The 18,082-nt window shown below is 71.3% G+C and carries 17 protein-coding genes; 4 read left to right on the top strand and 13 right to left on the bottom strand.

Features of this window, described 5'->3' with window-relative positions:
* Nucleotides 1–28 precede the first annotated feature (28 nt).
* The 3 genes from I4I82_RS16865 to I4I82_RS16855 are packed head-to-tail and all read right to left on the bottom strand — an operon-like array spanning nucleotide 29 to nucleotide 2,621.
* Nucleotides 29–1,288: an IS256 family transposase gene (locus I4I82_RS16865; protein WP_218594903.1), complete on the bottom strand. Its 1,260-nt coding sequence runs from the start codon at nucleotides 1,286–1,288 to the stop codon at nucleotides 29–31.
* Between the two features lie 59 nt (nucleotides 1,289–1,347).
* Entirely contained in the window at nucleotides 1,348–2,313 is a 966-nt protein-coding gene (locus tag I4I82_RS16860) for an IS3 family transposase (protein WP_218595853.1), read from the bottom strand.
* Nucleotides 2,310–2,621, bottom strand: coding sequence for a transposase (locus tag I4I82_RS16855; protein ID WP_218595852.1), 312 nt, complete (start codon nucleotides 2,619–2,621; stop codon nucleotides 2,310–2,312). Before I4I82_RS16855 ends, I4I82_RS16860 begins: the two co-directional genes overlap by 4 nt.
* Before the next feature lie 584 nt (nucleotides 2,622–3,205).
* Here I4I82_RS16855 and I4I82_RS16850 point away from each other — a divergent pair.
* The 3 genes from I4I82_RS16850 (at nucleotide 3,206) to I4I82_RS16840 (ending at nucleotide 6,116) form a co-directional block, all read left to right on the top strand.
* Complete coding sequence (locus tag I4I82_RS16850) at nucleotides 3,206–3,730, top strand: TetR/AcrR family transcriptional regulator (RefSeq protein ID WP_308112795.1); 525 nt, start codon at nucleotides 3,206–3,208, stop codon at nucleotides 3,728–3,730.
* 12 nt (nucleotides 3,731–3,742) lie between these two features.
* Entirely contained in the window at nucleotides 3,743–4,930 is a 1,188-nt protein-coding gene (locus tag I4I82_RS16845) for an FAD-dependent monooxygenase (RefSeq protein ID WP_218595851.1), read from the top strand.
* Nucleotides 4,931–5,870: 940 nt separating this feature from the next.
* Nucleotides 5,871–6,116 carry a hypothetical protein gene (locus I4I82_RS16840; protein ID WP_226370102.1) on the top strand — a complete coding sequence of 82 codons (246 nt, stop codon included), beginning with the start codon at nucleotides 5,871–5,873 and terminating at the stop codon, nucleotides 6,114–6,116.
* 152 nt (nucleotides 6,117–6,268) lie between these two features.
* Here the strand turns inward: I4I82_RS16840 and ald are convergent, their stop codons facing one another.
* On the bottom strand, nucleotides 6,269–7,387 hold the full coding sequence (ald, locus tag I4I82_RS16835) for an alanine dehydrogenase (RefSeq protein WP_218590372.1): 1,119 nt from the start codon (nucleotides 7,385–7,387) through the stop codon (nucleotides 6,269–6,271).
* A gap of 67 nt (nucleotides 7,388–7,454) precedes the next feature.
* Here ald and I4I82_RS16830 point away from each other — a divergent pair, with 67 nt between their 5' ends.
* On the top strand, nucleotides 7,455–7,958 hold the full coding sequence (locus I4I82_RS16830; protein ID WP_218590371.1) for an Lrp/AsnC family transcriptional regulator: 504 nt from the start codon (nucleotides 7,455–7,457) through the stop codon (nucleotides 7,956–7,958).
* Nucleotides 7,959–9,178: 1,220 nt separating this feature from the next.
* Here I4I82_RS16830 and I4I82_RS16825 read toward each other — a convergent pair.
* The 9 genes from I4I82_RS16825 to I4I82_RS16785 all read right to left on the bottom strand — a co-directional run bounded on the left by I4I82_RS16825 (nucleotide 9,179) and on the right by I4I82_RS16785 (nucleotide 18,082).
* Nucleotides 9,179–9,505, bottom strand: coding sequence for a hypothetical protein (locus I4I82_RS16825; protein WP_218590370.1), 327 nt, complete (start codon nucleotides 9,503–9,505; stop codon nucleotides 9,179–9,181).
* Between the two features lie 188 nt (nucleotides 9,506–9,693).
* Nucleotides 9,694–10,170 (bottom strand): (2Fe-2S)-binding protein, encoded by a 477-nt coding sequence (locus I4I82_RS16820; RefSeq protein ID WP_218590369.1) that lies wholly within the window; start codon nucleotides 10,168–10,170, stop codon nucleotides 9,694–9,696.
* Nucleotides 10,167–11,039: an FAD binding domain-containing protein gene (locus I4I82_RS16815; protein WP_218590368.1), complete on the bottom strand. Its 873-nt coding sequence runs from the start codon at nucleotides 11,037–11,039 to the stop codon at nucleotides 10,167–10,169. Before I4I82_RS16815 ends, I4I82_RS16820 begins: the two co-directional genes overlap by 4 nt.
* On the bottom strand, nucleotides 11,036–13,429 hold the full coding sequence (locus I4I82_RS16810) for a xanthine dehydrogenase family protein molybdopterin-binding subunit (protein WP_218590367.1): 2,394 nt from the start codon (nucleotides 13,427–13,429) through the stop codon (nucleotides 11,036–11,038). The genes I4I82_RS16815 and I4I82_RS16810 overlap by 4 nt, the downstream gene beginning before the upstream one ends.
* Nucleotides 13,430–13,648: 219 nt before the next feature.
* On the bottom strand, nucleotides 13,649–13,957 hold the full coding sequence (locus I4I82_RS16805) for a glycine cleavage system protein H (RefSeq protein WP_226370101.1): 309 nt from the start codon (nucleotides 13,955–13,957) through the stop codon (nucleotides 13,649–13,651).
* Between the two features lie 129 nt (nucleotides 13,958–14,086).
* The gene (locus tag I4I82_RS16800) at nucleotides 14,087–16,423 is read right to left on the bottom strand and encodes a xanthine dehydrogenase family protein molybdopterin-binding subunit (RefSeq protein ID WP_226370100.1); all 2,337 of its coding nucleotides are present in this window, start codon (nucleotides 16,421–16,423) and stop codon (nucleotides 14,087–14,089) included.
* On the bottom strand, nucleotides 16,420–16,905 hold the full coding sequence (locus I4I82_RS16795) for a (2Fe-2S)-binding protein (protein WP_218590366.1): 486 nt from the start codon (nucleotides 16,903–16,905) through the stop codon (nucleotides 16,420–16,422). The genes I4I82_RS16800 and I4I82_RS16795 overlap by 4 nt, the downstream gene beginning before the upstream one ends.
* On the bottom strand, nucleotides 16,902–17,771 hold the full coding sequence (locus I4I82_RS16790; RefSeq protein WP_218590365.1) for an FAD binding domain-containing protein: 870 nt from the start codon (nucleotides 17,769–17,771) through the stop codon (nucleotides 16,902–16,904). Before I4I82_RS16790 ends, I4I82_RS16795 begins: the two co-directional genes overlap by 4 nt.
* Nucleotides 17,768–18,082 (bottom strand): RedY/HapK family protein, encoded by a 315-nt coding sequence (locus tag I4I82_RS16785; RefSeq protein WP_218590364.1) that lies wholly within the window; start codon nucleotides 18,080–18,082, stop codon nucleotides 17,768–17,770. The genes I4I82_RS16790 and I4I82_RS16785 overlap by 4 nt, the downstream gene beginning before the upstream one ends.

Genomic DNA, 18,082 nt, shown 5'->3' with positions numbered 1-18,082 from the left:
ACGACTACCGCGTGATCTTCTAGTTTTGTCAGGCGCTGAGCGCCGGGATGGTGTCGGTGGAGGTCACCTCCTCGCTGCTGTCGCCGGTGGTGTCGGGGACCGCGGTGACGCGGGAGCGGGCGAGGACCTCCAGGCCGAGGTAGCGCCGCCCCTCGACCCACTCGTCATGCTGCTCGGCGAGGACCGCGCCGACGAGGCGGATCAGTGAGTCGCGGTCGGGGAAGATCCCGACCACGTCGGTGCGGCGGCGGATCTCCCGGTTCAAGCGTTCGGAGGGGTTGTTCGACCAGATCTGGCGCCAGAGCTCCTTGGGGAAGCTGGTGAACGCCAAGACGTCCGCCCGGGCGGTGTCGAGGTGCTCGGACACCTTGGGGAGTTTGTCGGCGACGGCGTCGAGGACCCGGTCGAACTGCGCGTGAACGCTCGCGGCGTCAGGCTGGTCGTAGACCGAGTGCAGCAACGCCCGCACCCACGGCCAGCTGGCCTTCGGGGTCGCGGCCATCAGGTTGGCGGCGTAGTGGGTGCGGCAGCGCTGCCAGGTCGCTCCGGGCAGCGTCGCGCCGATCGCTGAGACGAGCCCGGCGTGGGCGTCGGAGGTGACCAGCCGGACCCCGGACAGGCCGCGGGCGGTGAGGTCGCGGAAGAAGCCGAGCCATCCGGCGCCGTCCTCGGCGGAGGTGACCTGCAGGCCGAGGATTTCCCGGTGCCCGTCGGCGTTGACGCCGGTCGCTAAGAGGGCGTGGACGTTCACGACTCGGCCGCCCTCACGAACCTTGAGCACCAGCGCGTCCGCAGCGACGAACGTGTAGGGCCCCTGGTCCAGCGGACGGGAACGGAACTCGGCGACCTGCGCGTCGAGGTCCGCGGCCATCACCGAGACCTGCGACTTCGACAGCTTCGTGATCCCGAGGGACTCGACGAGCTTCTCCATCCGCCGGGTGGAGACGCCGAGTAGGTAGCAGGTGGCGACCACTGTGGTCAGTGCCCGCTCGGCCCGGCGGCGGCGCTCCAGGAGCCAATCGGGGAAGTAGGAACCGTTGCGCAGCTTGGGGATCGCCACGTCGATCGTGCCGGCGCGGGTGTCGAAGTCGCGGTGACGGTAGCCGTTGCGGGTGTTCGTCCGCTGCTCGGAGCGCTCGCCCCAGCCTGCCCCGCAGACCGAGTCGGCGTCGGCGGACATGAGCGTGTTGATGAACGTCGTGAGCATCTGGCGCAGCAGATCCGGACTCGCCTGGGACAGCTGCTCGTGCAGGAACTCGGTCGGGTCGATAATCGAGGGCGCGGTCATCGCGTGATCCATCTTCTGTTGGCTGTGAGAGGCGTTCAGAAGATCACGCGGTGGCCGCCCTACACGACGCCTCGCCCGTCACCGGGCCGGTCGCACACCACCCTGGCGGACGCCACTTCGGGTTCGGCGGCCGCAGCCGCTGGGTGATCGTCGGTGTGAGCATGCCAGGCCGCTTCGTACTCGTCTGGTGAGCGCCACCCGAGCCGGGCTTGGATGCGTTGGGTGTTGTACCAGCCGTCGATGTAGGCGAACAGCGCGTTCTCGGCCTCGTCCCGTGTCCGCCACGACCTCCGGTAGACCAGTTCGGTTTTCAGGGTGGAGAAGAAGTTCTCCATCAGCGCATTATCGTAGGAATCCCCAACCGAACCCATCGACGCGAGAATGCCGTGGTCGTCGAGTCGCTGCCCGAATCGCAGCGACGTGTAATTCGAGCCGCGGTCGGAATGGTGGACCACCTGGCCGTTGCGGATACCGCGTGACCAGGCCGCGTACTCGAGCGCACCGAGGATGAGGTCGGTGTCGCAGCGGTCCGAGCAGCGCCAGCCGACGATCCGGTTGGAGAACGCGTCACGGACCGCGGCGAGCCAGAACACGCCCTGTCCGCACGGGACGCGGGTCGCGTCAGCGACCCAGAGCCGGTTCGGTGCGGGGGCGGTGAAGTCGCGGTTGACCAGGTCCGGCGCCGGGTCGGCGTTTGGGTTCTGCCTGGTCGAGGCGGTGCGCCACTTCTTGCGCAGGAACGCGCCTTGCAGGCCGTGCTCGCGCATCAGCCGCTCGACCCGTTTGCGGGAGATGTGCACGCCGCGGCGGTGCAGGGTGGCGTGGATCCGCGGAGAACCGTAGGTGCCACCGGAGCGGTCGTGGATCTCGACGATCTCGGCGAGCAACTGCTCGTCGGTTCGGCGTCGCGTCGACGGGTGCCGTTGTTGGGTGAGCCAGCCGTAGAACGTCGAGGGTGCGACGTCGAGTACCCGCAGGACCGGGTCGACCCCGAACCGGTCACGGAGATGGCCGACGGCTTTCAATATCGCCTCTTTGTCGGGTCCATCTCCTGGGCGAAAAAAGCACTCGCCGCCTTCAAGATCTCATTGGCCCGGCGCAGCTCGGTGTTTTCCTTCCGGAGCCGGCGCAGCTCCTCGACCTCCGCGCTGGTCGGTAGGTCGCTGCACTGGCCGCGGTCGGCCTGGGCCTGGCGGATCCAGGTCCGCAACGCCTCGTGGTGAACGCCCAGCTGCTCGGCCAGCCGGCAGATCACCGGGCGTGGGTCGGACTCGAAGTAGAGCCGGACCGCGCGCTCACGCAGCTCGTTGGGGTACTTCTTCGGTGCTGCCATCGGAGACTCCCTTCACGGCCTACGGCCATGATCGTCGGTCTCCGAGCTAGCGGGGGAACCTCACCCCGTGTCCGTGATCAGCCGCACGCCTGCTCGGCCTGCTGGATCTCTTCCGGCTGCCCAGACACCTGGTCGAGGTGCGGGACGAGCGCGGCGCCGACACGTCCCGCAGACCGTCGTCCTGCACGACCATCGTGTTCCGCGCCAGATGCGGGTGCTCGGCCACCTCACCGAACGCCAGGACCCGGGTGGTGCAGGTTCCGTCGGAGATCGCCGTCCACTCGTTCCGGGTCCCGGTCCTGATCCTGAAGACTTCGGTGAACCGCTCCTTTGGCTGGCCGGATGGGGATGTCCGTCTGCAGAGTCAGCCCGGCTGCGTCGACCTACCGTGATCACGTCCCGGTACACATCGCCACGGCGGCACGCCCGCGGTGCCGAGTAGTTCCTCAGGGCCGTCCCTCCGACGGTCCATCCATCCTGCTAGTGTTGGGCACTCGCCCAGTTCAGTTGCCCAACTATTTGGAGGTCTGGTGCCGGAAGCCACTGCGACCGACCGTGGGCGTCAGGTACGGCAGCGTCTGCGCGTGGCCGCGTCCGAGCTTGTTCCTGAGCTCGGCTGGGCCGGCGTCAGCACCCGTCTGCTGGCCCAGCGGGCCGGCGTCGCGCCGGGACTGGTGCACTACCACTTCTCCTCACTGCATGCGCTGCTGCGCGAGGCAGTGCTCGAGGTGATGCGTGAGCTGCTCGGGCAGCTCGCCACCCGACTGGAGCAGACCGACAGCCTCGACGCCGGCCTGGACGTGATACTCGGCTCCGTTGGCGCCTGCACCGACCGGGATCCGACATCGCTGCTGTTCGCCGAGGCGTACCTGGCAGCCGCCCGGGACGAGCAGATGCGGGAGGCGCTCGCCGCACTGCTCACCGACCTACGGCGGACGGTGGCCCACTGGCTGAACCGCCACAGCCATCCGACCCCCGACCACACCGCGCTGGTCCTGGCCGCCGCGCTCGACGGGCTGCTGCTGCATCGGGCCCTCGATCCGGGGCTCACACCGGCCCGAGTGGCGCCGGTGCTGCGCCGCCTGCTGCACCTCCACGGCGACGAATAGGAGCAAGCCGACGTGAAGGCTGTGATCTGCGGCGCCGGCATCGCCGGGCTCGCCGCCGCCCAGCGCCTGACCAACCTGGGCTGGGAGGTCGTGGTGATCGAGCGGTCATCGACCCCGAGAAGCCACGGCTACATGATCGACTTCTTCGGCCCCGGCTACGCCGCCGCCGAACAGATGGGAGTGCTTTCCCGGCTCAGAGAACTCGGTTACACCGTCGACGGGGTGGCCTACCTCGACAACGCAGGGCGGCGCCGAGCCGGCCTGGACTACGACCGCTTCGCCCGAGCGGTCGACGGGCGGATGCTCAGCATCATGCGCCCCGACCTCGAGAGGGCGCTGCGGGAACTCGTCACGGGCCGGGCCGACCTGCGCTTCGGCTCTCGGCCCACCCGCATCGACAACTCCCCCGACGGGGTGCTCGTAACCCTCGCCGACCGCACCCGCATCACCGCGGACCTCCTGGTCGGCGCCGACGGTATCCACTCGGCGGTGCGTCACCTCGCGTTCGGCCCGCACGACCAGTTCGTGCGCTACCTCGGCTTCCACACCGCCGCCTTCACTCTCGACGATCCCTGGCTGCGCGGACAGGTCGGCAACCGGTTCTGCCTGACCGACACCGCCAACCGGCAGATGGGGTTCTACGGACTGCGCGACGGCCGGGTCGCCGTGTTCGCCGTGCACCGGACGCCCGACCCCACCCTCCCGGCCGACCCACGCCGCGCCCTTCAGCAGACCTACTCCGACCTGGGATGGCTCACCCCACGGGCCCTGGCCGCCTGCCCACCCCCCCACGAGATCTACTACGACCAGGTCGCGCAAGTCGGCATCGACACCTGGCACCGCGGCCGCGTCGTGCTGCTCGGCGACGCCTGCCAGGCAGTATCGCTACTGGCCGGCCAGGGCGCCTCACTCGCCATAGCCGGCGCCACTCTGCTCGCCGAACAGCTGCGCACCGCCACCTCGATCAACGCCGCCCTGGACAGCTACCAGCAGCGATGGCAGCCGGTGATCACCGAGCAGCAACGGATCGCGCGCCGCACCGCCGCCTGGTTCCTGCCGCGCTCCACGCTGGGACTGCGGTCGCGACGGATCGCCCTGGCGCTCGCCACCCTGCCGGGCATCGACAGACACATCGCCACCCGGCTGGCGGGCAAGGCGCCGACCGGGCGGCCCGCGCCAGATCCGGCGCCCCGGCCGTAGGACCGCCCGACCACCCGCCAGCTACAGGCCGACGCTCGCCGAGCGCTCTCCCTCGGCGCTCTCAGCAGCGGGCGCCGACGGAACGCAGCTTCCCACCCGGCGCTGCGGAGAGCGTGAGGAAGCGGTCGACGGCGCGATGTGAACCGCCCCGTTCGGCTGGGCCGGGCGGAGTGTCCTCGAGCAGGGCTCGGATGTGGGCGTCCTGCACCCCTCCCGACCCAGCGTGCTGCCGTGCACGTACGCGGCGTCGTAGGCGCGGTCGCCCGACCGGCGCGCGGCACTGCGTCTCGCAGGCCGCCCGCCGTTCGAGCCAGTCGTAGGACCCGTACAGCTCCCGACCGAAGGTGCTCCACCCGCGGCGCGCTGCGAGGACCGCGGCGGCGCGCTCGGCATCGTCGTCCGCCGCCAGCACCCAGGCATGGAGGTCGAGGGCCAGCGGAGGCCGGTCACCGCTACGCGGGAGTCATCGGAGTGAAGGCGGCGCGCAACCTGACCGGATAGTGCCGCTTGCGACGTCTCGCTCCACCTCGCCATGGCTCCACCCCGTCCGGGGGCGTCAAGCCGTGGCACGAAACCGCGGTGGCCGGTACTGCTGGCGAGCGAATCACGATGTCCAGAGCGATGACTCTGCAGGTCAGGCGTGGAGCCGGGGTCGGGATCGAACCGACGACCTACCGCTTACAAGACGCCCGTTCGACGCTGACCAGGGCATCTACCAGCGCCGACGCTGTGAGGTCCGGCCTCACAAACCCTGTCGGGGCGACCGCAGAATCACGAGTTCGCGGCACATCCCGTGGCACGCGGGCGCCGCCCACGCAGATCACGGCGAGTGACGACGAGCATGCCTGACGACGGTGTCGCGTGTCCACGTCGCCGACGGTCTCGTCAACGACCCTGGTGGTGCGATGATGGCTCGACGAGGGAGGTGGCGACCACGAGCGTGTCCGCTGCAGACGGCGCGCACGAGTTCGTCGTAGCGCCGGAATTGGCCGAGGTCGCCGAACGCCTGGGCGTGCCTCTGCACGCGGGTGACCGTGTCCGGTTCGAGGTGATCGACGGTGAGCGCCAGACCGCGCCACGTCGCCGGCAGTTGGGGTGGCTCGGCAGCGTCAGCTCCGGCGAGCACACCTCGAGCGAGCGGGCCAAGGACGACATCCGCGACGGGATGGGCCGGCGCGCTGAGTGAGATCCTCGTCGATTCCCGGCCCGCTGATCGCGGGTTTCGATGACACCGGCGTGTGGCACGACGAGTGCTCGCGCCTGTTGGAGACCGTGCCGGGGCCTCTGCTCGTGCCGGCGACGATCGTGGCCGAGGCTGCTACATGATCGGGTCGTCAGTCAGCTGGCGACCGGCGCCGCGGGGTCGGTGTAGGGCAGCCCGAGGTCGTGGGCCACCTGCAGGCTGGTGAGCGCGCCGTCGTGGACGGACAGGCCCGCGGCCAGTGCGGGGTCGGCGCGCAGCGCGTCGGCCCAGCCGAGATCGGCCAGGCGCAGCACGTAGGGCAGCGTGGCGTTGGTCAGGGCGTAGGTCGAGGTGTGCGGGACCGCGCCGGGCATGTTCGCGACGCAGTAGAAGACCGAGCCGTGCACGCGGTAGGTCGGGTCGGCGTGGGTGGTGGGACGCGAGTCCTCGAAGCACCCGCCCTGGTCGATGGCGATGTCGACGAGCACCGAGCCCGGCTTCATCCGCCGGACCAGGTCGTTGCTCACCAGTCGCGGCGCGCGGGCGCCGGGCACCAGGACCGCACCGATCACGAGGTCGGCGGTCAGGCAGGCGAACTCGATCTCGTGGGCGTTGGAGACGATCGTGCGCACGCGCCCGGCGTATCGGTCGTCGAGCTCGCGGAGCTTCGCGATGTCGAGGTCGAGCACGGTGACCTCGGCGCCCATGCCGACGGCCATCGCCACCGCGTTCTGCCCCGAGACACCCGCGCCGATGACGACGACGTCGGCCGGGCGCACCCCGGGGACCCCGCCCATCAGCACGCCGCGCCCGCCCGCCGCGCGCATCAGCGCACCGGCGCCCGCCTGCGGCGCGAGCCGGCCCGCGGCCTCGCTCATCGGGGCCAGCAGCGGGAGCGCGCCGTCGGGAGTGCGAACGGTCTCGTAGGCGATCGCGGTGGTGCCCGACGCGAGCAGCGCCTCGGTGCACGCCCTCGACGCCGCGAGGTGCAGGTAGGTGAACAGCACCTGCCCGCGGCGCAGCCGGTGGTACTCCTGCTCGACCGGCTCCTTGACCTTGAGCAGCAGGTCCGCGGCGGCCCACACCTCGTCGGCGGTGGCCACGGTGCGGGCACCGGCGGCCTCGAAGTCGGCGTCGGTGATCGCGCTGCCCAGGCCGGCGCCGCGCTCGACGAGCACGTGGTGACCGTTCCGGGTGAGTTCGCGCGCCCCGCCCGGGGTCAGCGCGACACGGTACTCGTGGTTCTTGACCTCGCGGGGCACACCGATTCTCATGCCCAGAGAGTGAAGATCCTATCGCTAGACTGCAACGAACCCGCAGAAGATTCCCCAGGAGACCGCTGTGCCACTACCTCCCGCCGGATCCCGCCCCGCACAGCCACTGCCGCCGCAGGATGTTCGGCTGGACGAAACCGACCGCGCGATCGTCGCGGCCCTGCTCGCCGACGCGCGGGTGTCCAACAAGGACCTGGCCGAGCAGGTCGGGATCGCGCAGTCGACGTGCCTGGCCCGGGTACGGGCTCTGCGGACGCGCGGGGTGGTCCGCGGCTACCACGCCGACATCGACCCCCGGGCCCTGGGCCACGACCTGCAGGCCATGATCGCGATCCGGCTCCAGCCCGACGCCCGCCACGCGATCGGCGAGTACACCAGCCGCCTGAGCCGCTACCCCGAGGTGCTCGCCGTGTTCTTCGTGGCCGGCGCCAACGACTTCCTGGTGCACGTGGGCACGGCCAGCACCGACGAGCTGCGCCGGTTCGTCGGTGAGCAGCTCAACCGCGACCCAGCGGTGGCGGGCACGGAGACCAACCTGATCTTCGAGCACACGCGGGGGCAGGTGGCCTGACCCCGGCGCTCCGTCCCGGTGCACTGTCCGGGCCCGACTTCTTCTCCCGGCTGTCGATGTCGCCCTCCCCGGTCAACGGCGAGCATCTCCCACGACGCAGCTCATCGAGCTCGTGCCGAGCCCCGACCGGGAGTGCCCATGTCATCTGCAACGGACCGCACCGTGCCGCCGCTGGTCGTGTCGGATACAGACGACCCCCCGTGTCGTGGCCGCCGCGGCGACCGAGCACTGCACCTCCGCGTCACGCCGCTGTCGTGGCGGATGGGCCGCTTCTCGCTGGCTAGTGTCGCGGTCGCTAGTTCGTCGGGGCGTGAGGTCCTGCAAGGCCGCGAGCAACGAGGTAGAGGCCGCAGGCGAGGTCGAGTGCGTCTTCGCAGGCGCCGAGGGGCAGCCCGCTGGGGAAGATCGACTCGGCGTAGTCGTCGTGGCTGGCCCGGTAGATGCGACCTGCCAGTCGTGGGCGGAGCCCGACGTAGCGAAGTCGGCACAGTGGCAGCCAGCCGGTGGGGTAGCGACCTCAAGTAGGTGAACACGCCGCGGTGGCCATGTGCCATGTGCAGCTCGGTGATTTTGGGCCGGCGCTGTCGAGCCCGGGCGGTCACCTGTTGCCGTACGGAGTTCATCGTGACAGCCCGGCGGCGACGGCCCGGGTAGCGCTGCTCGGCTCAGCTGATCGACCGTCGACTGCCCGGACGGGTGGTCGCGCGTGTCACAGCAGCGGAGATCGTGGTCGGCCGACAACGCAGTGGTGCCGCTGACCAGCCCGTTCGTCATCGGGCTCACCACCGCCGGCGGCGCCACCAACACCGCGATCGCCGCCGGACCCGGACTGTGTGTCGACCCCGCACGTCGGTGGCGGCGGCAGTTCGCCACCGAGCGCCTGGACGGCCTGGTGACCGGCCCCGACCCTGGCGCCCGCGGCGGTTGGGCGCCGAGACGGTCGCGGCGATCACCGCGCTGGCCTGCTCCCTGCCCGCCGAGACCGGGATCCCGCTCTTGTGCTGGAGCAGCACCGAGTTGGCCGCCGAGGCCATCGCCCACAGTGTCACCGACGCGCTCTCACCGTCCACGGTGCGCCGCACCCTGCACCGGCCGGTGATCAAACCTTGGCAGCACCGATCCTGGATCTTCCCCCGTGACCCCGACTTCGAGACCGAAGCCGCTCGTGTCCTGGATCTCAACGCCCGCACCTGGCAGGGCACCGAGCTGAGCCCGGACGACTACGTGGTCAGCGCCGATGAGAAGTCCCAGCTCCAAGCCCTGCGCCGCCGCCACCCCGGCCGCGCCTGGGGCCCGGCCGGACCCAGCAGGTCGAGTTCGAGTACCGCCGCGGTGAGACCCTGGCCTACTTCGTCGCCTACGACGCCCGGTTCCCGCCACGCCGGACAGGCCTCGATCGACCGCATGAACGCGCCATGGCCGACCGCATCCTGGCCTTTAGAACCGCTACCACCAAGCAGCACGCCGTTCGACTGGACCTTCGACCGCCGCGATGTCCGCGCCTTGCTCGACCGGATCGGCCCGACCGAGCAGACCACCAGGCTCACGACCGCGCGATATGCCCCCCGACGACTGCGAACTCGACCACCATTGCGATCCCGGCCGGCCGCTCGCCGCCATGATCTGTCCTGGCGGGCCCGATGGACGCCAGGACGAAACGCGTCCGTCCGTCGACCCGGGCCGGGCTTCGACGAGCAAGCCTGATTACCGAACGCCACAACGTGCAGCGAAATCGTCAGCGGCGCTGGTTCTCCGCAGCAATGAGTACCGACTGGACGATGGAATCGTAGCCGGTACAGCGGCAGAGGTTGCCCGAGAGTTGCTCGCGGACCTGCTCGGCGGTGGGCTCCGGGTTGCTCTCCAGCAACTCTGTCGCGCACATCAGCATCCCCGGCGTGCAGAAGCCGCACTGCAGGCCGTGATTGTTCCAGAACGCCTCCTGCAGCGGATTCAGCGTGTCGCCGTCGGCAAGTCCCTCCACCGTGGTGATGGTGGCGCCGTCCACCTGGACCGCCAGCATCAGGCAGGCCCGCGCCGTGCGGCCGTCCACCATGATCGTGCATGCGCCGCAGACTCCGTGCTCGCACCCCAGGTGCGTCCCGGTCAGCCCGCACCGGTGGCGGATGAAGTCCGCCAGGGTGAGCCGTGGCTCGCAGTCCTCGGTGTAGACGTGCCCATTGATCGTCACCGACACGCTCTGCTTGTCGCTCATGCGTTCGCCTCACTCTGCTGGATAGCCGTCGTGACGGCCCGCTGCAGCAGCAGCCGGACCATGTCACGTCGGTAGGACGCCGGGGCGTGGATGTCGTCGGGCGGCTCGACGGCCACGGCGTCGGCCGCGGCCGCGATCACGTCGGCGGTCGGGCGCGCGCCGACGAGCGCCGCCTCGGCCGCGTACAGCCGGATCGGGGTCGGCCCGACCCCGCTGGCGGCGAGCCGGACCATGTCGATCGAGCCGTCGGGCCCGAGATGAACTGCGGCGAGGAGGCCGACCACGGCCAGGTCGCCGTGCCGGCGAGCCAGCTGCTCGACGGCGAACCCGGTGCCGGCGGGAAGCCTCGGGAGGCGCACGGCGGTGAGCACCTCGTCGTAGGCCATCGCGGTGGCGAAGGGTCCGACGAAGAAGTCCTCGGCGGCGATGGTGCGCGGACCCGCAGGTCCCTCCACCACGACCTCGCCGCCCAGTCCGGTCACCAGGGCCGGCAGCTCGGCCGCCGGGTCCGCGTGCGCCAGGCTGCCGCCGATCGTGCCTCGGTTGCGGTTGGTGACGTGGCCGACGTGCCGCAGTGCCTGCGGCAGCAGCGGAACCGTCGCCGCGACCAGAGGGCTGGTCTCGATGTCGCGTTGGCGGGTCATCGCTCCGATGAGCAGGCCGGCGCCGTCGTCGTCCTGCACGAAGTCCAGTGAGCCGACCCGGTTGATGTCGACCAGGACCGACGGCCGGGCCAGCCGGAAGGACATCATCGGCACCAGGCTCTGGCCACCGGCGAGCAGCTTGGCATCGGTGCCGTGCTCGGTGAGCAGCGCGACCGCCTCCTGCAGGTCATTGGCGCGGGCGTAACCGACTGCTGCGGGCTTCACTGCGACTCCTCGATGCGGGCCTGGGCCTCACGGATCTGCTCGAGCAACCGGGGCGGGGTGACCGGGAAGCGGGTCACGGTGACGCCGAAGTCGGCGAGCGCGTCGTCGATCGCGCTCGCGACGAGGGACACGCCGGCGATGGTGCCCGCCTCCCCTACGCCCTTCATCCCGCCCGGGATGTCGGGTGCGGGTGTCTCCTGGTGGTAGAAGTGGAACGGCGGGATGTCGCTGGCCGTGGGCAGCAGGTAGTCCCGGAAGCTCCCCGTCTGGATCTGGCCGTGCTCGTCGTAGATCAGCTCCTCGAGCAGTGCCCCGCCCATGGCCTGCGCCAGCCCGCCGGCGAGCTGCCCGTCCACGAGCATCGGGTTGATCACGGTGCCGCAGTCGTGGGCCTGCAGGCAGTCCAACAGGGTCACGACGCCGGTCTCGGGATCGACCTCGGCCAGCAGCGCCGCGCAACCGAAGGAGGTCGCCATGTTGACCGGGTCGAAGACGTCGACCTCCTCCAGCGTCGGCATCTCGACGTCGGGAAGCTTGTCGAGCAGGCGGCGGTAGGCCGCATCGCCGACGTCGCGAGTGGTGACCGCCGGCCCGGAGGTACCCCGGACGCTGATCCGGCCGCTGTCGATCTGCAGGTCGTCCGGGTCGGCTTCGAGCAGGTGCGCGGCCACCCTGAAGATCTTCTCGCGGAGCCGCCCGCTGGCTCGCAGGATCGCCGCCCCGCCGAGCGCGGCGGCCCGGCTGCCGCCGGTGCCGTACCCGGTGTACGGACAGGAGTCGGTGTCACCGGTCACGATGAGCACGTCCTCCATCGGGACACCGAGGGTGTCCGCGGCCAGCTGGGAGTAAATCGTGTGGGTTCCCTGACCCATGTTGATCTGCCCGCTGTAGACGGTGATCGTGCCGGTGGAGTCCATCCGCACGGTGGCCTCGTCGAACCCGGAATGAGTGAGCCCGGCGAGGTTGAGGATGCGGCTGGGACCGTATCCGCTCGGTTCGATGTGGAAGGAGTAGCCGATCCCCACATGGCGTCCCTCGGCGCGTGCCGCCGCCTGGCGCTCGCGCCAGCCCAGCTCGTCGACCTTGCTCATCGCCAGGTCGAGGCAGTCGGCGTAGCGGCCGCTGTCGTAGGTGAAGATCGCGCCGGTGAAGTAGGGGAACTCCTCGGGGGCGGGGAAGTTCTTCCGCCGGATCTCGGCGCGGTCCATCCCCAGCTCGCGGGCGGCCATCTCGATCAGCCGCTCGTGCACGAGGTTGCCCTTGGGCGCTCCCCAGCCGCGGTAGGACCCGTAGGGCGAGCGGTTCGTCATGACCGAGGTCAGGTGCAGCTCGAGGTTCGGGATCTTGTACGGACCCATGCTGGTGAGCACGGACGCCCAGGGCGGCCCGGATCCGACGGTGCCCAGGGCGCCGCCGAGGACCCCGTAGGACGTGCCGCGCAGCCCGAGGATCGTGCCGTCGCGGCGCAGCGCCATCTCGAAGTCGAGGCGTTGGTCGCGGGAGTGGCCGGTGGCGACGAAGCTCTCGGCGCGGGATTCGAGCAGCTTGACGGGGCGGCCTACCCGACGCGAGAGGACGGCGGCGATGACCTCCTCGCCGTAGAAGTCGAACTTGTTGCCGAAGCCGCCGCCCACGTTGGGCGTGCGGACCCGGATCTTCTGGATCGGGATCCCGAAGACCTCCCCCATCAGGTCGCGGGCCAGGTTCGGGGACTGGGTGGAGAGCCAGAGGTCGAGGGTTCCCTCGAAAGAGTCCCAGTTCACGATGCAGCCACGGGGCTCCAACGGGCAGCCGAAGCCTCGGCCGTGGCTGATCCGGCCGCCGACCACGACGTCGGCGGAGGCGAACGCCTCGTCGGGGTCGCCGTTGCGGTAGGTCAGTCGGCCGCTGACGTTGTCGGGCCAGTCGTCGTACAGCTTGGGGGCGTCCGGTGCGAGTGCCGCGTCGAGGTCCGCGACGACCGGCAGCAGTTCGTAGCTGACGTCGATCAGCTCCAGGGCGTCCTCCGCGACGTAGCGGTCGGTCGCGACGACGGCCGCGACCGCCTGCCCGACCCAGCGGACGCGGTCGACGGCGAGCGCGTGGGCCCGGGCGATCCGCTGCTCCGGGATGGGGAACCAGATCACCGGTTGCGCGTCGGCGACGGCGGCGAGGTCCTCGCCGGTGATCACGTCGAACACCCCGGGGAGCACCCGGGCCCGGCTGACGTCGATGCCGGTGATCCGGGCGTGTGCGTGAGGGCTGCGCAGCACAGCTGCTTCGAGCATCTGGGGCACGGTGACGTCGTCGATGTACTGGCCACGGCCGGCCAGCAGGCGGGGGTCCTCGGTGCGCCGGATCCGTGCACCGGTGTACCTGATCGTGCTCTGAACGGGATCGGTGATGGTCATGGCGCGCTTGTTGCTCCTCGGGTCAACTGCAGTGCGGTCAGGTGACGGGTCCCCGGCGCCGCTGAGTCGGATGTGTGGTGGGGGCCGTTCGACTGTGGGGTATGGATCGCAACTTAAGGAGAGGACCGCGGCCCCGGCCATGGGCCGTGCGCCGAAGTTCCCGGCGCGCCAGTGCACATCGCCGAAATGTTGCCGCGACGCTGCCCACGCGTTTCCGCGTCAGACATCTGCAGAGGCGGCGCGATACTCGCCCGCGGTGAGGACGTCGCCGAGAGCGGTGACGTTCGCGGTGAACAGCCAGCCCTCGCCGTGCGGGTCCCGATTGACCGTGGAGAAATCCTCGGCGAGGGCTGGGTTGACGGCGGTGACGGGCCCCGTCACCGGGCTGAGGAGGTCCGACACCGACTCGGTCGACTCCACCTCACCGCAGCTGTCGCCAACGGTGAGTTCGGCGCCGGGTTCCGGCAGCTCGAGGTGGACGATCTCGCCGAGCACCTCGACCGCCTGCGCCGACAGGCCGATCCGCACCGGGTCGCCGGGCAAAGGTCGCCGGGCGGGATGTCGATGCACTCGTGGTCCCGGGTGTAGCTGCGGTCCATAGGGAGTGCCTGCTCGCTCATTCTGCGGTCTCCGGAAGGTCGCTGTCGGTGGAACGGATCACGGCCGCGCCGCGCGCAGGGCCGCGAGCACGGCGAACGGCGTCAGCGGCAACTCGGTCAGGGTGGCCCCGATCGCGTCCGACACGGCGCAGGCCAGCACCGCCGCCACCGGCACGATGGGCGGCTCCGCCACCCCTTTGGCCCCGTAAGGACCGGTGGGAAGGGGGCTCTCCAGGATCTCCAGGTCGATCGGGGGCACGTCCAGTGCGGTGGCGATCCGGTAGGTCTCCAGGTTCCGGTCGAGCACCTGCCCGTCCGGTCCGATCCGCAGGTCCTCGTAGAGCGCGTAGCCCACGCCCTGCGCCACGGCGCCGTCGACCTGGCCCGCGATCATCGCCGGGTTGATCGCCCGGCCGACGTCCTGGGCGACGACGTAGCTCAGCACTGTGACCTCGCCTGTGTCCGGGTCGACCTCCACGTCGGCGGTATGGGCGTGCGAGGAGGTGGCGTTGATCGTGCTGAACAGGGCACCGATCATGCATCCGGCGTCGAACTCGGGTGGCGGCGAGACGAACCGCCCGGTAGCCGACAGCGGCCCGCTGGACCACATGGCCGTCGCACTCACCGCGGCGAGGGTGACCGAGGCCCCCGGACTGCCCACGACCCGTACGACGTCACCTGCGATCTCCAGATCCGCTTCCGCGGCCTCGAGCATGCCCGCGGCGGTCCGCACGATCAGCTCGCGCAGCTCGCCCGCGGCCTGGCCGGCCGCGTTGCCCGCGCCGTAGGTCGTGCGGCTGCCCTGGGCCCCGTTGTCGAAGCCCGCGGTGTCGGTGTCCGGACCGGACACCAGCACGTCCTCGACGTTCACCCCGAGCCGTTCGGCGACGATCTGCCGCACCCCGGTCTGGACCGCGCCGGTGCCGATCTCTGTGGCCGCGGTGGTCAGCAGGATGGTCCCGTCGTCCGACAGCGAGACCGAGGCCTCGCCCGGTCCCGGGTTCGTCAGCCAGGTCAACGGTACGACGGCCCGGCCCCGCAGCATGCCCGGCCTGGCCGGCCGCTCCTCCTTCCACGGCAGGCGGCGCTCCACGGACTCGAGAGCGTCGACGAGGATCAGGTCGTCGAGCACCTGACCGTTGATCATGGCTTCGCCTGCCCGCAGGACGTTGCGAAGGCGCAGCTCCCGCCGGTCGACGCCGATCTCGCGCGCGATGTGGTCAAGGTGGGACTCCTGCGCGAACACGACATAAGGTCCGCCGACCCCGCGGAACGCGGCCGTCGGCGCCGTATTGGTGTAGACCACGCGCGTGCGGTACCGGGCGAGCGGGACGCGGTAGGTCGACCCGAGGGCGAGCGCCGGCAGCCCGGCGCAGATGAGCGTCTCGCCGCTGGAGTTCGCGCCATTGTCGGTGAGGACGTCGGACTCCTGGGCGAGGATGCGTCCTTCGGCGTCGACGGCGGTCCGCAGCCGGAGGATCGCGTTCTCCCGCGGGCCGGCGGTGGCCAGCTCCTCGGCCCGGGTGTTGACCAGCCGGACCGGGCGGCCCGAGCGCCGGGCGAGGAGGCACGCGATCGGTTCCAGCATCGCGTCGAGCTTCCCGCCGAACCCCCCGCCGACGGTCGGCACGACCACCCGGATGGCCGAGGGCCGGACGCCCAGCAGCTCTGCGGTGCGGGTGCGGACCGAGTGCGGGAACTGGGTGGAGGTGTGCACGGTGTAGCGGCCGCCGGTGAAGCGGGCCACGCACGCGTGCGGCTCAAGCGGGGTCTGGTGCTGACGGGGGGTGCGGAACTCGTCGCTCACCACCGCGTGGGCCGTCGCGAAGGCAGCGGCCCACTCCTCGTCGGTGCCCTTCTCGAGGCGGGTGTCCCAGGCGACGTTGCCGCCCCGGAAACCGTCGACGGGCGCCGCGTAGCCGGCCCAGTCGGGGTGGATCAGCCGGGCGTCGGGGGCAATGGCCGCGTCCATGTCGACGACGGGAGCCAGCGGGTCGAGCTCCAGCACGATCGCGCCCAGTGCCGCCGCGGCCTGCTCGGGGGTCTCGGCGGCGACGGCGGCGATCGGCTCCCCGGCGTAGCGCACGGTGTCGATCGCGAACACTGTTTGGTCCTTGACCACGAGCATGCCCGACAGAGCGGGCGCGTCCGCGCCGGTGACGACGGCGTGCACGCCCGGCAGGCCGGCCGCGGCGGAGGTGTCGAGCCGGGTGATGAGCCCGGCGGCGAGCTCCGCGCGGAGCACCGCGGCGTGCAGCGTGCCCGCTTCGGAGAGGTCGACCGTGTAGACCGCGGCGCCGCGGACCTTGGCGTCGGCGTCCGGCCGAGGGATCGACCGACCGACGGCGCCGGTCGCGGGGACGGCACGGGTGGTGGGCTCGGACAGCGCGGTCACGGCCGGTCCTCCCTCGGCGTCGGGGCGGCGGCCGCCGCGGTCAGCGCCGCGTCTACGATGGTGTGGTAGCCGGTGCACCGGCAGAGGTTGCCGGTGAGCTCCTCGCGGACCTGCCCTGCGTCCGGATCGGCAGTGGTGTCGAGGAAAGTGCTCAGGGTCATCACCATGCCGGGGGTGCAGGCCCCGCACTGCACGCCGTGGCAGGAGACCATCGCCTCCTGCACGGGATGCAGCGGCCCGTCCGGCGCACTGAGCCCCTCGACGGTGGTGACCGGCGCGGTCTCGGCGAGGGCGACCGGCAGCAGGCAGGACGCGACGGCCCGGTCGCCGAGGCGCACGGTGCAGGAACCACAGCGGCCCGTCCCGCAGGAGACCTTCGTGCCGCGCAGGTGCAGGTGGTCCCGCAGCACGTCGGCGAGCGGGGTGCCGCCGGGCACGTCGATCTCGACGGCGCGGCCGTTGACGGTCAGCCGGTGGCTCACGGGGTCTCCCCGGTGTCGTGGACGTTGGATGGGTCGGTGAGGCAGTCGGCCGCGGCGCGGGCGAACACCGCGGGCAGGACCTCGAGGCGGTACCAGGCCGGCGCCAGCAGGTCGTCCCGCGACGTCAGGACCGCAGCAGCGGCGCGCCCGGCGGCGCGGGCGGCGGACTCGTCGAGAGTGGTTCCGGCCAGCGCCGCCTCGGCCTCCGGGCAGCGCCGGGCGCGGGCCTCGACCGACCCGACGGCGACCCGGACCGCCGACACGGCGCCCGCCGCGTCGACGTCGGCGGAGATTGCCACGGAGGCGAGCGAGTACTCGCCGCCGCCGCGCACGGTCAGCCGGCCGTACCCGGAGCGGCGGCCCGCCGGGGCCGCGGCGGTCACCGAGACCAGCAGTGCAGCCGGATCGTGGGCGGCCCGCAGGTGCTCCTCGACCCCGATCCGCCGCCGTCCCGCCGCGGACGCGACCTCCACGGTGGCGTCGAGCGCGAGCAGGGCCGGGACCAGGTCCGCCTCGGCGAACCCGCGGGCGTTGAGATTCCCGCCGAGCGTCGCCACGTTGCGGACCTGCGGGAACGCCGACGTGCGCGCCGCGGTGCCCAGGGCGCGCAGCGCGGGGGGCAGGGGCGTCGCCGCCAGTTCGGCGTGGGTCGTGAGGGCGCCCCACGTTCCGGCGGAGACACCGCGCAGCTCCGCGATGCGGTGCAGCGAGACGAAGGTCCCCGGCAGCGTGGGCGACCGCATGAGCCAGGTGCCCCCGGCGAGCGCGGCGCCGTCGGGCCCGAGCTCGGCCAGCCGGCGCACGGCCTCCTCGACCAACCCCGCCACCTCCACCCGAGGTCGGGCGAGACGGGTGGAGGCCGTCATTGCACGACCATCCCGGCCACCGAGTCGAAGGCGCTGATGTAGCTGCGGAACTGCTCGAAGAAGGCGGCGGGGGTTGCGCCGATGGACTTCTGGTACGTCGCCAGGTCGCTTACCTCGATGATCTCGATATAGCTGTACGAGGGGGTGGCGACGCCGTCCATCACCGGGCCCTCCAACCGGACCACCCGGTACCGCTCGACGCCCGGCAGCGCCTCCGCGGTCGACTGGTCGACCTCGCGGACCCACTGCTCGTAGGACTCACGCACGTCCTCGGAGTGCAGCGTGGTCAGGAAGAACACGATCTCGCTCAT

Origin of the sequence: Pseudonocardia oceani (genome assembly GCF_019263585.2) — a bacterium.
Classification (GTDB): Bacteria; Actinomycetota; Actinomycetes; order Mycobacteriales; family Pseudonocardiaceae; genus Pseudonocardia; species Pseudonocardia oceani.
This window is presented reverse-complemented; position numbering and strand designations above follow the sequence as displayed.